11 protein-coding genes and 5 pseudogenes are annotated in these 12,494 nt (G+C 59.3%); 11 read left to right on the top strand and 5 right to left on the bottom strand.

Annotated elements, in window-relative coordinates:
- Window positions 1-81 (top strand): hypothetical protein (locus LU684_RS30920; protein WP_370593837.1); only part of this gene is annotated, 81 nt, incomplete at its 5' end.
- Window positions 82-205: 124 nt separating this feature from the next.
- Here the strand turns inward: LU684_RS30920 and LU684_RS30170 are convergent.
- Together LU684_RS30170 and LU684_RS30165 are read right to left on the bottom strand one after the other, a co-directional pair.
- Entirely contained in the window at window positions 206-2,746 is a 2,541-nt protein-coding gene (locus LU684_RS30170; protein WP_016486796.1) for an HWE histidine kinase domain-containing protein, read from the bottom strand.
- A gap of 100 nt (window positions 2,747-2,846) precedes the next feature.
- Window positions 2,847-2,984: pseudogene (locus tag LU684_RS30165) on the bottom strand (helix-turn-helix transcriptional regulator); the annotation flags it as partial.
- Between LU684_RS30165 and LU684_RS30160 the strand changes: the two are divergent.
- From LU684_RS30160 to LU684_RS30140, 5 genes and pseudogenes are all read left to right on the top strand, one after another.
- Window positions 2,985-3,256: pseudogene (locus LU684_RS30160) on the top strand (APC family permease); the annotation flags it as partial.
- Between the two features lie 12 nt (window positions 3,257-3,268).
- A pseudogene (locus LU684_RS30155) lies at window positions 3,269-3,460 on the top strand (P1 family peptidase); the annotation flags it as partial.
- 3 nt (window positions 3,461-3,463) lie between these two features.
- Window positions 3,464-3,631 (top strand): P1 family peptidase, encoded by a 168-nt coding sequence (locus tag LU684_RS30150; RefSeq protein ID WP_232895358.1) that lies wholly within the window; start codon window positions 3,464-3,466, stop codon window positions 3,629-3,631.
- Between the two features lie 76 nt (window positions 3,632-3,707).
- Window positions 3,708-4,343: a dTMP kinase gene (locus LU684_RS30145; protein WP_232895357.1), complete on the top strand. Its 636-nt coding sequence runs from the start codon at window positions 3,708-3,710 to the stop codon at window positions 4,341-4,343.
- Between the two features lie 146 nt (window positions 4,344-4,489).
- Window positions 4,490-4,720, top strand: a pseudogene (locus tag LU684_RS30140) (TraR/DksA C4-type zinc finger protein); the annotation flags it as partial.
- A gap of 261 nt (window positions 4,721-4,981) precedes the next feature.
- On the opposite strand, the gene LU684_RS30135 reads toward LU684_RS30140, so the two are convergent.
- Window positions 4,982-5,422: an Lrp/AsnC family transcriptional regulator gene (locus tag LU684_RS30135; RefSeq protein WP_016486802.1), complete on the bottom strand. Its 441-nt coding sequence runs from the start codon at window positions 5,420-5,422 to the stop codon at window positions 4,982-4,984.
- A gap of 142 nt (window positions 5,423-5,564) precedes the next feature.
- On the opposite strand from LU684_RS30135, the gene LU684_RS30130 reads away from it, so the two are divergent.
- On the top strand, window positions 5,565-8,612 hold the full coding sequence (locus LU684_RS30130; RefSeq protein WP_016486803.1) for an aminotransferase class III-fold pyridoxal phosphate-dependent enzyme: 3,048 nt from the start codon (window positions 5,565-5,567) through the stop codon (window positions 8,610-8,612).
- Window positions 8,613-8,663: 51 nt separating this feature from the next.
- Here the strand turns inward: LU684_RS30130 and LU684_RS30125 are convergent, their stop codons facing one another.
- On the bottom strand, window positions 8,664-9,104 hold the full coding sequence (locus LU684_RS30125) for an Lrp/AsnC family transcriptional regulator (protein WP_096426957.1): 441 nt from the start codon (window positions 9,102-9,104) through the stop codon (window positions 8,664-8,666).
- Window positions 9,105-9,386: 282 nt separating this feature from the next.
- Between LU684_RS30125 and LU684_RS30120 the strand changes: the two genes are divergently transcribed.
- The 4 genes from LU684_RS30120 (at window position 9,387) to LU684_RS30105 (ending at window position 12,324) form a co-directional block, all read left to right on the top strand.
- Window positions 9,387-10,175, top strand: a complete 789-nt coding sequence (locus LU684_RS30120; RefSeq protein WP_031312448.1) for an ABC transporter substrate-binding protein — start codon at window positions 9,387-9,389, stop codon at window positions 10,173-10,175.
- A gap of 65 nt (window positions 10,176-10,240) precedes the next feature.
- Window positions 10,241-10,888: an amino acid ABC transporter permease gene (locus LU684_RS30115; protein ID WP_232895356.1), complete on the top strand. Its 648-nt coding sequence runs from the start codon at window positions 10,241-10,243 to the stop codon at window positions 10,886-10,888.
- A gap of 51 nt (window positions 10,889-10,939) precedes the next feature.
- On the top strand, window positions 10,940-11,557 hold the full coding sequence (locus LU684_RS30110) for an amino acid ABC transporter permease (protein WP_054833407.1): 618 nt from the start codon (window positions 10,940-10,942) through the stop codon (window positions 11,555-11,557).
- A gap of 11 nt (window positions 11,558-11,568) precedes the next feature.
- Complete coding sequence (locus tag LU684_RS30105) at window positions 11,569-12,324, top strand: amino acid ABC transporter ATP-binding protein (protein WP_082422073.1); 756 nt, start codon at window positions 11,569-11,571, stop codon at window positions 12,322-12,324.
- Between the two features lie 35 nt (window positions 12,325-12,359).
- Here LU684_RS30105 and LU684_RS30100 read toward each other — a convergent pair.
- Window positions 12,360-12,494, bottom strand: a pseudogene (locus LU684_RS30100) (electron transfer flavoprotein subunit alpha/FixB family protein); the annotation flags it as partial.

The following is a 12,494-nucleotide window of genomic DNA, read 5'->3' as shown; positions in this document are numbered from 1 at the left end:
GTGATCGACTGCCCGGTCGATTACAGCGAGAACGACCGCATCCTCAACAGCGAGCTGCGTGAGCGTGCGCTGGCGGTATAAGCCCTAAGGTACGGCGCCAGCTTCAAGGCTGGCGCTGCCCTCCTGCAAGAGCGGTTTCAGCCGCGCACCGGCAAGGCCGGTGTTATCCCAGGCCTCGCAGGCCACGCAATCTCCGTCGCTTCCGTCAACGATCCAACAGGCCCTGCAGGCTGGCCAGGATGCTGTTGGCGTCGTAAGGCTTGCGCGCTACGGGGGCAGCCTTCAAGTGCTCGGGAATGCTGATACCGTCGCCATAGCCGGTGGCAAAGAGGAAGGGAACCTGACGGCGTAACAGTTCATCGGCCACGGAAATGGATGTGCCGGTACCCAGGTTGACATCCAGTATGGCCACATCCGGTGTGCAACCGGCGAGCAGTTGCATTGCCTCAGCTTCGGAATTAGCGGTGATCACGTGCTTGATTTGAGCATCGGTGAGAATCTGCTCCAAGCCCACTGCAATCACCAGTTGGTCTTCGAGGATCATCACGCACAAGTCCTCCCGCGCTGCAAAGGTATCGCGCACGCGGGCCATGGCCGAGGCCGGGATGACGGGTTCGAAGGTTTCGGCAATGGTAAGGTGCTTGGCCGGGATACTGAAAAAGCCCTGCAGGCCTTCGGGGTAATACTCCACTGTGCTGGTGCCGCCCAGGTCGAACGGGATGCTGCGGTCGATCAGTACCGAGCCGAAGCCACTGCGGCTGGGCGGGCGTACCGTTGGCCCGCCACTTTCACGCCAGCTGATGGCGCAGGCGTTCGCGGCGTCGAGTGCCCAGCTTACCGAAAGCCTGCCGCCGGCCCGCGATAGCGCGCCGTACTTGGCCGCATTGGTAGCCAGTTCGTGCAGCACCAGGGCCATTACCGAGTAGGCGCGCGCATCGAGGATGACGTTAGGGCCCTGCAGCTCGATCATGCCGGCAGCCGTGCGATAGGGCGAAAGCTCGGCCTCCAGCAGCCTCTCCAGGCGACCGCCACCATCACCCCGCACCACTTGATCATGGGCCAGTGACAATGCCTGTATACGACCTTTCAATGTCGTCACATAGTCCTGGAGTGTCTGCCCCTCAGCGGTCGGATGGGCAACCAATGCCCCGATCAGCGACAGGATGTTCTTGACCCTGTGGTTGAGCTCTTCATTGAGGATGCGCTGGCGCACTTCTGCCTTCGATCGCTCGCCGGCGAGCAGCTCGTTGTTGTGCAGCACCACTTCGACGATGGCGGTGCGGATGGCATCACCAAACTGGCGATCCTGCTCGGTCCAGGGCAGCGAATGCTGGTGAACGGTTTCTTTCCAGACGGCGAAGCTTTTGCGCGGTGTCAGACGATCCCCCAGCGCCCCGCTGTCGTAGGTCTTGTTAGGGTCCCCCGCCCAGGCGAGTGTCTCGATGACCTCCTTGCGGAAGAAGATCAGGTAGTCCCTCGGCTGTTGCGATATCGGGATGATCAAAACGCCAGAGACGTCGGTGAAGTAAGCCTGGGCAGAGGGATGCACCATCGACAGGCGGTTGGACGCCCAGGTCCGGCCATCGGTGACCCTGCCTGCCAGGTTCAACAGTTCGGGCACGGCAGCCTTCGGCAATACCAGCCCGGATGATACCCAGCGGCCTTGCAGCGATATGCCGACGCCATCGCAGGGGATCAGCGACATGAGTTGCGGCAGGCGTGAGTGGAAGAACCCATCGAGGTCCACTGACAGGGTGGCATCGCGCACGATGTCGTCCAGTGCGTTGTGAACCCGCACGGCGGCTTCGAGTTTTTGCCGGCTGCGCAGGGTCTCGAGATGCAACGCGAAGAACTCGCCGAACATTTCGGCGGCCACCCGCTGCCCCATGGTCAGTGTACGTGGCGTGTAGTGGTGGCAGGCGATCATCCCCCACAGCTCGCCGTTGACGATCACCGATATCGACATGGAGGCGCCCACGCCCATGTTGCACAGGTACTCGCAATGGACCGGCGACACGCTGCGCAGGTGCGCGTAGGACAGGTCTAGCGGTTCGCCTGACGGGTCAAGGACAGGCTCGATGGCGACCCGTTTGAACTGGGCATCGGAGATCACCCGGATGGGGTTGCGCAGGTAAAGCGCTCGGGCCTGCTGCGGGATGTCGGTGGCGGGGAAATACTGGCCCATGAAGCTTTCGAGGTCGCCGCGCTTGGCTTCCGCTACCACTTGGCCAGCCCCGTCTGCACCGAGCTGGTAGATCATTACACGGTCGTAGCCCAGCACCGCGCGGACAAAGCGGGCAGCGTCGCGGATCAATTGGGTGGTCTGGGCGGTTTCGCGCAGCTGGGTAATCAGGGTGCGGGCCAGTTCGATGGGCTCGGCGATGCTGGCGCCCGCCGGTTCGAACTCCAGGATGGCCGAACCCTTGAACAGGTGGGCGGCGATATCGAAGGCCTGGCCGTTGGGCAGCATCACGCCAAAGCTGAGTGCAGGGCGCGAGGCTTCGCGGGTACGGGCCAATGCGTTACGCAAGGTGTGGGCTACCTCGTCCCCTAAGACTGTGTGCAGCTTCTGCCCGTTGATATCGCCTGCCAGGCCCAGCAAATGCGGGGCATTGAGCGAATGGCGCAGGACCACGGTCGCGGATGCATCGCAGGCCAGCAGGCAGCCGTGGGGCTGGATGCTGCCAGGGATCTGGATCGGTTCGCGGTCGCAGTTGGTCAGGTTTACTTGCGGATCGGAGGTCATTTGGCCCGTGCCTAAGGGTAAAGAGTAGGCTGCCAAAAGGGCCGCCACCGTCAGCCTAGCAGGCATTGTCCGCCTTGGGCATTGCCGAGTGGCTGCCTTTTCAGGTTGACGGGGTATGTGCCCGTTCATCTGTGAAACCCAACTCTCGTATGAACATCGAAAACAGCTCGGGGTGAGACGATATGTTCAGCTTCGCGTACAGATGACGCCGGTTCACCTTTATGGTTTCTGGCGAGATTTCACTGTACTGCTGATCCTGTGCGTGTACCTGGTGGTCGGGATGTGCGCGCTGTTCAGCCGCGTGCTGCGCCGCGACCGTGAGCACCCTTACCGGATGCCGCTGTGGCCACTGCCGGCCTTGGCTGCGGTGACGGGGCCGGGTACCTGTTGACGACCCTGTTAAGTACGGCTTCAGCCCGGGACATTTTCATCATTCTTGGCATTCTGATTACTTCCGTGTTGCTGTACGGCACGTATGGCAAGTTGAGCCCGGCTTTCCAGAAGCTTTGAGCGAGAGACAAGATGCGAGCACGCGATTTCGGTATCACGCTGGGCCTTGGTCGGCCTGGCCCCCACAACGCCATTACCGATGTGCCGGGTGTACGGGTTGGCCACGCCACCCTGAGCAAGCACCATAACGGCAAGCCTGTACGCACCGGTGTCAGTGTCATCGAGCCCCGCGAAGGCCCGGCGCGCCATCAACCGTGCTTTGCCAATATTTCGCCGCTGTTCGCGGCAGCGGCCGATGCGGTAGAAGAGGCCATTGTCAACGCGATCCTGGCAGGCAGGACCCTGCAAACAGAGGACGGGCGAGAAGTGCCAGGCCTGGAGGGTTCGCGGTTGCTGAAGGCCCTTGAGCAAGTGGGTTGGAAAGCTCAGGGTTAACGCAGCAAGCGAATCGCTTGAAGACAAGCCACGATCAATGCTTTCATTCCGCGCTTGAGCCAACGGGTATTGAACGATGAACCGCCCGCTGTTTGTTGCTATCGATGGGCCCAAGGGTACCGGGAAGACCACGCTGCTGGAGGCCGTCACTCAAGCCTTGCGCCTGGACGGGAATAAGGTGATCCGCCTTTGCGAAAGAAACAACGACCCTTACCGGGGCGAGACCATGGTCCTGGTCAACCAGCTTGCCAGAAGCCCATGCCCGGACCTGGAGTTCAAGGTGTGCGAGCGCTTTGCAGAGAGCCGCGCCTGGATTTCCCGGCATGTGCTGCCCAGGCAGCCAGCTGACAGCATCATCCTGATTGATCGCTGGTATCCCTCTGATGCTGCTTTTCGTCGCACGGTGCCTTTTGACCAGATCTTGCGCCTGAACCTTGAGCGAAACGTGCAAGTGCCCGATTTGCATGTCGGGGTTGTCACAGCCGCTGAAACCTCATGGGCACGAGCCGCAGCGCGTACGCGTGGGCTTGGCAGTACGGTGATCTACAACCTTGATGAACAGGTGGCCTGTACCGAGGCGTTCGAGCGTGCCGTTGCAGAGTACGGCTGGGTGTTGTGCCGCAATGAAGGGACGATCGACGAGGCAACCCGGCAGGTGGTTGGCGAGATTCAGGGCGTGCTTGCACGCATGCGAGCTGTGCCAGCAACGTGATATGGCTGTTACAGCCCGGTGTCCTCAAGGGCCCATCGGGCTGCCAGCTAGTCAATGAAAACGCGTGTTGCAGCAGGTACATACATGCTGTTGCGGTACAACGCATGAATGGGTTGCCGTGCAAAGTGTTGTGGGTCAAGGACGGCGCGGAGGAAGAGCAGCGGCAACGGCAGCTGCGCCTGCTTGAGCGGGAAAAAAAGCTGCTGGACAAGATTGACGAAGTCCTGGAGCGCATTGCACGGGGTGAGTACGGGTGGTGCAAGGACACCGGCGAGCCCATCGACCTCAAGCGCTTGCTGCTGCGGCCGACCGCGACACTGAGCATCGAGGCCAAGGAGCGGCAGGAACGCCAGGAGCGGCCTATACGCGAAGCTTGATTCTCTAGGCGTGGATGGCACCGGCTTGGCCGGTGTTCGCGGGGCAAGCCCGCTCCCACAGTGACCGCGCAGGCTTCTGGATTTTGAGTAAGACAGCAGGGCCAAGTTGACTCGCTAGGCATGTATAAACTGCGCTGGCGGCCAATTCGCATACCCTGTGGAGAGTAACTGTCTCGCACAAAGGCTGAAAGCGAGCGCGGTCACTGTGGGAGCGGGCTTGCCCCGCGAACACGGGCGAAGCCCGTGCCATCCTGCAGGTCGTCAGGCACCCTGCCGGTCGATATCACGGCGCAGGACCACCGACGTGGTAATGTCATCCACGGATTCGTGCCGTGCCACGTTGTCGCGTACCTGGTTGAGGTCGTCGATCGTCCGGGTCTCCACTTCAACCACCAGGTCGAGCTGACCGCTCACCGAGGAAACCCGCCGCACGCGTGCGTCCGTGGCCAACTGGTCGAGCAGCCCCATGGCAGGCGTGCGCTGCAATGTCACCAGCAAGATCGCGCGTATCACATTGGCATCTATTTCGCCGATATCCGCCCGATAACCGCGAATGACCCCGCTGCGTTCAAGGTTGGCGACGCGCTCGGTCGTGGCGCTTCTGGAAAGGCCTATGCGGCCGGCTAATGCCTTCAGCGCAATGCGCGCGTCCTTCGAAAGTACTTCAAGAATCTCACGATCTTTTGCGTCCAGCTCACGCATTGCACCACCTGATTAGCTTGCCGTCATTATGCCGGTCGGAACCGGCATAATGCCTGTTGATCCCGACGGTATGCAGGGTGTCGGTTTCGGTGGTGCATGACAAGCTATTGAAAAACAATTTGCTCGCTCGGAACGTGATGACATGACAGACCTTTCCCACCCGGCACCTCGGTTTTCGGCAAGCGAAGCCGAGGGCCTTGCAAAAGATTTCTTCAATGTCTCTGGCACTGCCACGCCCCTGGATGGGGAGCGTGATCGCAATTACCGGCTGGAGACTGGCCTGGATGCAGGCTGGATACTGAAAATCGTCAATGCCAGCGAACCCAGGGTGGAAAGCGAGTTCCAAACCGCGCTGCTTGATCACCTGGCCGTGCACGGCGCGCATTTGCGCGTGCCTCACTTGCGGGCCAGCATGGCTGGCGACTACCTGCCATCGGTGACCAGTGCCACAGGTGAAACGCACGCGGTACGCCTGGTCAGCTGGTTGGCCGGTACGCCACTTGCCGAGGCCAGGCGCTCATTCGCCCTGATGAAAAACTTCGGTCGGGCACTCGGTGAACTCGACCGCGCACTGCAGGGCTTCATGCACCCGGGTGCCGTCCGCGACCTTGACTGGGATCTGCGCCATGCTGCGCGCTCCCGGTCGCGCCTGCACTTCATCAAGAGCCCTGAACGCCGGGCCATTGTCGAGCGCTTCATAACCCGGTTTGAACAGACCGTACAGCCCAAGCTGGCGTCCCTCCGGGCGCAGGTGATTCACAACGACGCCAACGACTGGAACATCCTGGTCGATGCCGAAACCACCAGTACCGTGACGGGCTTCATCGACTTTGGCGATGCCGTGCATACCGTGCTGATTGCCGAGGTCGCGATTGCCAGCGCGTACGCCATTCTGGACATGGACGACCCGATCGGCGCTGCTGCTGCGCTGGCCGCCGGTTTCCACGAGACATACCCGTTGCAGGCGCAAGAGCTTGATGTGTTGTTCAACCTGATCGCCATGCGCCTGGTCGTCAGCGTCACGTTCTCCGCTTCCCGGCAGGATCAGACAGAGCACAACCCCTACCTGGCGATCAGTGAAGCGCCTGCCTGGCGCCTGCTGGAACAACTCGACTCGATGAACCCACGGCTGGCCACCGGCATACTGCGCAAGGCCTGTGGTTTCGATGCCATCGAAGGCGCGGGTGATGTCCGCCGCTGGATTGCGGACAACCACAAATCCTTCGCCGACCTGGTGCGCCCGTCCGCCGCCATCCTCAACAAGGTGATTGCACCGTTTGGTGACGCCACCCACGAGATGACCATCGCCTCGGCTGAACAGCGCCCTGCAGATGCAACCCGTTGGTGGGAAGCGTTTTCTGCTGCTCACCAGGTGCCATTGGCCATCGGGCCATGGGGGGAGTTGCGCACCATCTACACTGACAGCGCGTTCGAGTCCCGTTTCATCAAAGGGCAGCGCCGCACACTGCATGTCGGTGTCGACCTGGTGATGCCAGCGGGTACGCCGTTGTACGCACCGGTCGCTGGCACTGTCAGAAGTGTGGAGGTTGAACCAGACCCGCTGGGGTATGGTGGCCTGGTGATGATCGAGCACACGCCACCCGGTTGCCCGCCATTTCTGACCCTGTGGGGGCACATGGCCCATGAAGCGCTCAGCCGCTTGAAAGCCGGTGACAAGCTCGAAGCCGGCGACTTGGTCGGTTACATGGGCACCGATCATGAAAACGGCGGCTGGATTCCCCACCTGCACCTGCAGATGACCACCGATACCCAGCTGAGTGCGAGCGAGGTCATTGGCGTGGGTGAGCCCGAGTACCAGGAGGTATGGGCCGACCTGTTCCCCGATGCCTCGGCCTTGGCGGGTATCCCGCCAGAGACCTACACCCAGCAAGGGATGACCAAGGCCCAGATTATTGCCAAGCGCAAGGATCTGCTGCTACCTAACCTGTCAATTTCGTACACCGACCCGATCAAGTTCGTGCGTGGTGATGGCGTATGGCTGATCGACAACTTCGGGCGCGCCTACCTGGACTGCTTCAACAACGTGTGCCACCTGGGCCATAGCCATCCCGACGTGGTCGAGGCCTTGACCCGCCAGGCTGCGCTACTCAACACCAACACCCGTTACCTGCACGACAACATCGTCGAGTACGCCGAACGCCTGACCGGTACCCTGCCAGAGGGTCTTTGCGTAGCGTCCTTTGGTTGTTCGGGGAGTGAAGCCAACAGCCTGATGCTGCGCATGGCGCGCAACTACACAGGCAGTGACCAGGCGATCGTGCTGGACTGGGCTTACCACGGCACCACGCAAGAACTCATCGACCTTAGCCCTTACAAGTACAAGCGCAAGGCCGGCAAGGGCAGGGCGGCGCATGTTCACGAGGCGATGGTCCCGGACAGCTACTACGCGCCCGGGCACTGGCCAGTGGAAGAGCACGGCAAGCGTTTTGCCGAGTCGGTCGCAGAGCAGCTGGATGCCATACGCAAGGCAGGCAAGGGCCCAGGCTTCTTCCTTGCCGAGTCGATCCCCAGCGTGGCGGGGCAGGTGTTCCTGCCTGACAACTACCTCAAGGAGGTCTACGCCATGGTTCGCGCCGAGGGTGGGCTTTGCCTGGCCGATGAGGTACAGGTCGGGTTCGGCCGCGTCGGTAGCCACTGGTGGGCATTCGAGACCCAGGGCGTGGTGCCGGATGCCGTCACCATGGGCAAACCGATTGGTAACGGCCACCCGATGTCGGCGGTTGTCACCACGCGTGAGGTTGCCGATGCCTTCAATAATGGGATGGAGTATTTCAATACCTTCGCCGGCAACCCTGTGTCGTGCGCGGTAGGCCTGGCGGTGCTCAATGCAATCGAGCGCGACCAGTTGAAAGAAAATGCCTTGAGTGTTGGTAACTACCTGCTCGATGGGTTCCGCAAGCTTCAGCAGCAATTCGATGTGATTGGTGATGTGCGCGGGCTTGGGCTTTTCCTCGGCATCGTCCTGGTCACCGACCGCAAGTCGAAGGCGCCGGCCACGTCCCTGGCCCGGAAAGTGGCTGATGGCGCCAGGGAACGCGGCGTATTGATCGGCACTGAAGGCCCGCATGACAACGTGCTGAAAATGCGGCCATCGATGATTTTCAGCCGGGCCAATGCCGACTTCCTCCTCGACGTGCTGAAAGACAGCTTTACCGCAGCACTGAAGTAGCTTTTGCAGACTACGCGGTCTTTGCAGGCGCGACACAAGGCCGCGCCTGCATCACGCCTTCTGCCGGTCTATGTCACGCCGCAACACTACTGCCGTAGTAATGTCATCTACAGAGTCGTGGCATGCCACGGCGTCCCGCACACGGTTCAAATCATCAATCGTCCGTGCTTCGACCTCCACTATCAAGTCGAGCTGCCCGCTGACCGATGAAACCCGTTTCACCTGGGCGTTCTGCGCCAGAAGGTCCAACAACCCAAGTGCCGGTGTACGTTTCAGCGCTACCAGGATGATTGCCCGTATGACATGGGCATCGATTTCACCGATGTCGGCGCGATATCCGCGAATGACCCCACTGCGTTCCAGTTGCAAAACCCGCTCGCTGGTGGCACTTCTTGACAGGCCAACTCTTGCAGCCAGCGCTTTGAGTGCCACACGCGCTTCCTTGGAGAGTATGTCGAGGATTTCTCGATCTTTGACGTCTAATTCGCGCAATGCTGACACTCCCGCCTGATCACCGATAAGTGACTGGCCGCCCAAAGTACAGTAGGTAAACCAGCCGAATACTTGCTTGTTTTTAGTGCATCGGCAGACACTACTCCAGTTTTTCAAGGCCCGAAGTAGTGCCGGCATTGTGTCGGTCGATTCCGGCAATGTGCCAGTCGAACGCGCACATTGCAGGGTGATTTCAAGGGATCAGTGTGCAAAGCTCTCAGTGAAGGTTGGGGCCTCAGAACCCAAGACTATAAGAAATAGAAACTTCCAAGGAGTGCCTCGATGCTGGCAAGAAAAACCAGGATGCTACTGGCTTCCACCGCTGTTGCAGCGGCTGCATTATTTTCTCACGGCATGGCGCACGCCGATGATTTGCAGGCCGTTCAACATTCAAAAGTACTGCGCGTGGCAATGAGTGGCCAATACTCTCCGTTCAGTTTCGCCAATGAAAAGAATGAAATTGTCGGTTTCGACGCCTCCATTGGTGAAGCACTCGCCCAGCGTCTGGGTGTGAATATAAAAATTATCACCACACCGTTTGACGGCATTATCGCCGGGCTGCTGGCCAAGAAGTATGACGCTGTCATTGCCTCGATGACCATTACCCCCGAGCGGCTGAAAGCCGTCGACTTCGTGGGCCCTTATTACCATGCAGGCCGTACCATCGGCGTCAAGGAAGACTCTTCGATCAAGGGGCTTGATGACCTGAAGGATGTCACCGTTGGCGTTACGTTGGGTGACTCGCATGACAAATGGGCGCGTAATCGCGGCAATCTTAAAGTGCGCACCTATAAAGGCTTACCGGAAATGCTGGTGGACCTGGAAGCCGGTCGTATCGACGCGGTAGTGATGGACAGTATTCCGGTCATGGTTGCGGTAAAAGAGACCGGGCAGAAGGTGCGGATCATCAGCCTGCCGGACGAGCAGGGTGGCCGTGAAGGCCTGGGCATTGCCATTCGCAGAAACAACCCTGAACTCAAGGCCCAGTTGCAGAAGGCGCTGGACGAGATTCTGGCCGATGGCACCTATAAAGAAATCTCCATGAAATGGGTGGGTAGCGATATTCGCTGATGCACACCTGGAGTGGCCTGACCGACAGGTTGGGCCGGGTTGGCTGAATTCTGTGAGTGGTTTTTATGGACCTGTCATTGATCCATCGCACCTACCCGTTCTTTCTGGAATCCGCCTGGGTAACTGTGCAGATCTCGTTGCTGTCACTCTTACTGGGTTTACTCCTTGCAATCGTTCTGGTGGCGTGCCGGTTATCGCCATTTATTCTCTTGCGGTGGGCAGCCAAAATCTACGTCAGTGTCTTTCGCGGTACACCCTGCCTGGTGCAGTTGTTCATTATCTATTTTGGTGGGCCACAAATAGGTATTGAGCTTGAGCCGTTTTCTGCTGCGGTGATCGGTTTAGGCATGAATATAGCGGCGTATATGTCGGAGTCCATTCGAGGGGCTATCGATAATGTCGACCCAGGCCAGGAGGAGGGCGCACGGTCGATTGGCTTCAGCCGCAGCCAGACGCTGTTGTTCATCATCATTCCCCAGGCAATGAAGCTGATGATCAGGCCGCTTGGCGTAAATGCTATCGGCCTGATCAAGGGTTCTGCCCTGGTGTCGGCCATTTCGGTGGTCGAACTGACTTACACCGCGCAGCGCTTCATCAGTTCAACCTACAAACCGTTCGAGATATTCATGGTGTCGGCGCTGCTTTATATCGTCATGGTCTACGCGGTCAAGTACCTGGTGGAAGTGCTGGACCGGCGCTACGCAACCCAGTGAGGAGTGCCAGTGGAAGGGTTCAACCTGAGTGTCATCACGCCTTACTATGAAATGCTGGCAACCGGTCTGTGGTGGACGGTTGTCATGTTTCTCTGTTCCAGCGTCATCAGCCTGATGGTGGGTGTGTTATTCGCCTTGATCGACCTGTATGCGCCGAAAGCCATGGCACTGCCTGTGCGCTTCGTGACCTGGCTGTTGATGGGCACGCCATTGTTGCTGCAACTGTATCTGATCTATTACGGGCTGGTTCAGGTGGGTATCGATATTCCGGCGCTGGCTGCGGGGATAATCGGGCTAAGCCTGCATTTTGCGGTGTACAACGCTGAGGTGATCAAGTCCGGGATCGAGGCGGTCGACCCAGGCCAGATAGAGGGCGCGCGCTCGATTGGCCTTAGCAAAGCCATGACCCAGCGCTACATCATTGTTCCGCAGGCGCTCAGAAAAACCATTGCGCCACTGGGGAACAACCTCATTGTGTTGCTGAAGGACACTTCACTGGTGTCGATCATCGGTATTGCCGAACTCGTCTACAGCGCCCAATTGGCTGTCAGCGAAACGTATAGCCCCTTTGAGTTCTATATAGCCGTCGCAGTGATCTACTACGTGGCCAATCTGGTACTCGAGGCGGGGTTGCATCTTATTGAAGCCAAGGTCGAGATGTCACGATGAACAACAACGCTATGGTAGAAGTGAAGGGCGCTCGCAAAGCCTACGGCACACTTGAGGTGCTCAAGGGCATCGACCTGTCGGTCTCGCGTGGGCAGATCTTCGCTATCATCGGCCCGAGTGGCTCTGGCAAAAGCACCTTGCTGCGGTCGATCAACCATCTCGAAGTGCTCAATGACGGTGAAATCTGGCTGGATGGTGATCAGGTCAACCGCCCCTTGAAAGGCCGCGCCTTCGAGCAGCACATCAATCGGGTGCGCCAGCAAATGGGCATGGTGTTTCAACACTTCAATCTGTTCCCGCACCTCACCGTCTGTGAAAACGTCGCGATAGGGCCTGTGAAGCTCAAAGGCTACTCGAAAAGTGCGGCCAGAGCGCTGGCCCTGGAGTACCTGCAAAAGGTCGGGCTGGAAAACAAGATTGACGAATATCCGTCGCGCTTGTCCGGTGGGCAGAAGCAGCGCGTTGCCATTGCCCGGGCGTTGGCCATGCAACCCAAGGTGATGTTGTTCGATGAAGCGACCTCAGCCCTGGACCCGGAGCTTGTGGAAGAGGTGAACCTGGTCATGAAGCAACTGGCGGCCGAGCACATGACCATGTTGATCGTCACGCATGAGATGCGCTTTGCCGGCGAGGTTGCTGACCAGATCGTATTCATGGATGGTGGGGTTGTTGTGGAACAGGGGGCTCCTGGGGACATTCTGAGGAACCCGGTGCAGGATCGTACCCGGGCTTTTTTGAAGAAGCATTTGCAAGCCGACCCTTTGTAAGAGGGCCGGGCTTCTTCAAAAACCAGGCAGGCGGGTCAGGCCAGCTTTTCCAGCTCTGGCACCGCTTCGAACAGGTCAGCGACCAGGCCGTAGTCGGCCACCTGGAAGATCGGCGCTTCTTCGTCCTTGTTGATCGCAACGATCACTTTGGAGTCTTTCATGCCGGCCAG

The organism is Pseudomonas sp. NMI542_15, from assembly GCF_021283425.1.
GTDB lineage: Bacteria > Pseudomonadota > Gammaproteobacteria > Pseudomonadales > Pseudomonadaceae > Aquipseudomonas > Aquipseudomonas fortuita.
This window is presented reverse-complemented; position numbering and strand designations above follow the sequence as displayed.

Excerpts from the sequence above, each read along its gene's own strand:
- LU684_RS30170 (WP_016486796.1), bottom strand. The coding sequence starts at position 2,746 with ATGACCTCCGATCCGCAAGTAAACCTGACCAACTGCGACCGCGAACCG.
- LU684_RS30145 (WP_232895357.1), top strand. The coding sequence starts at position 3,708 with ATGAACCGCCCGCTGTTTGTTGCTATCGATGGGCCCAAGGGTACCGGG.
- LU684_RS30135 (WP_016486802.1), bottom strand. The coding sequence starts at position 5,422 with ATGCGTGAGCTGGACGCAAAAGATCGTGAGATTCTTGAAGTACTTTCG.
- LU684_RS30130 (WP_016486803.1), top strand. The coding sequence starts at position 5,565 with ATGACAGACCTTTCCCACCCGGCACCTCGGTTTTCGGCAAGCGAAGCC.
- LU684_RS30120 (WP_031312448.1), top strand. The coding sequence starts at position 9,387 with ATGCTGGCAAGAAAAACCAGGATGCTACTGGCTTCCACCGCTGTTGCA.
- LU684_RS30115 (WP_232895356.1), top strand. The coding sequence starts at position 10,241 with ATGGACCTGTCATTGATCCATCGCACCTACCCGTTCTTTCTGGAATCC.
- LU684_RS30110 (WP_054833407.1), top strand. The coding sequence starts at position 10,940 with ATGCTGGCAACCGGTCTGTGGTGGACGGTTGTCATGTTTCTCTGTTCC.
- LU684_RS30105 (WP_082422073.1), top strand. The coding sequence starts at position 11,569 with ATGGTAGAAGTGAAGGGCGCTCGCAAAGCCTACGGCACACTTGAGGTG.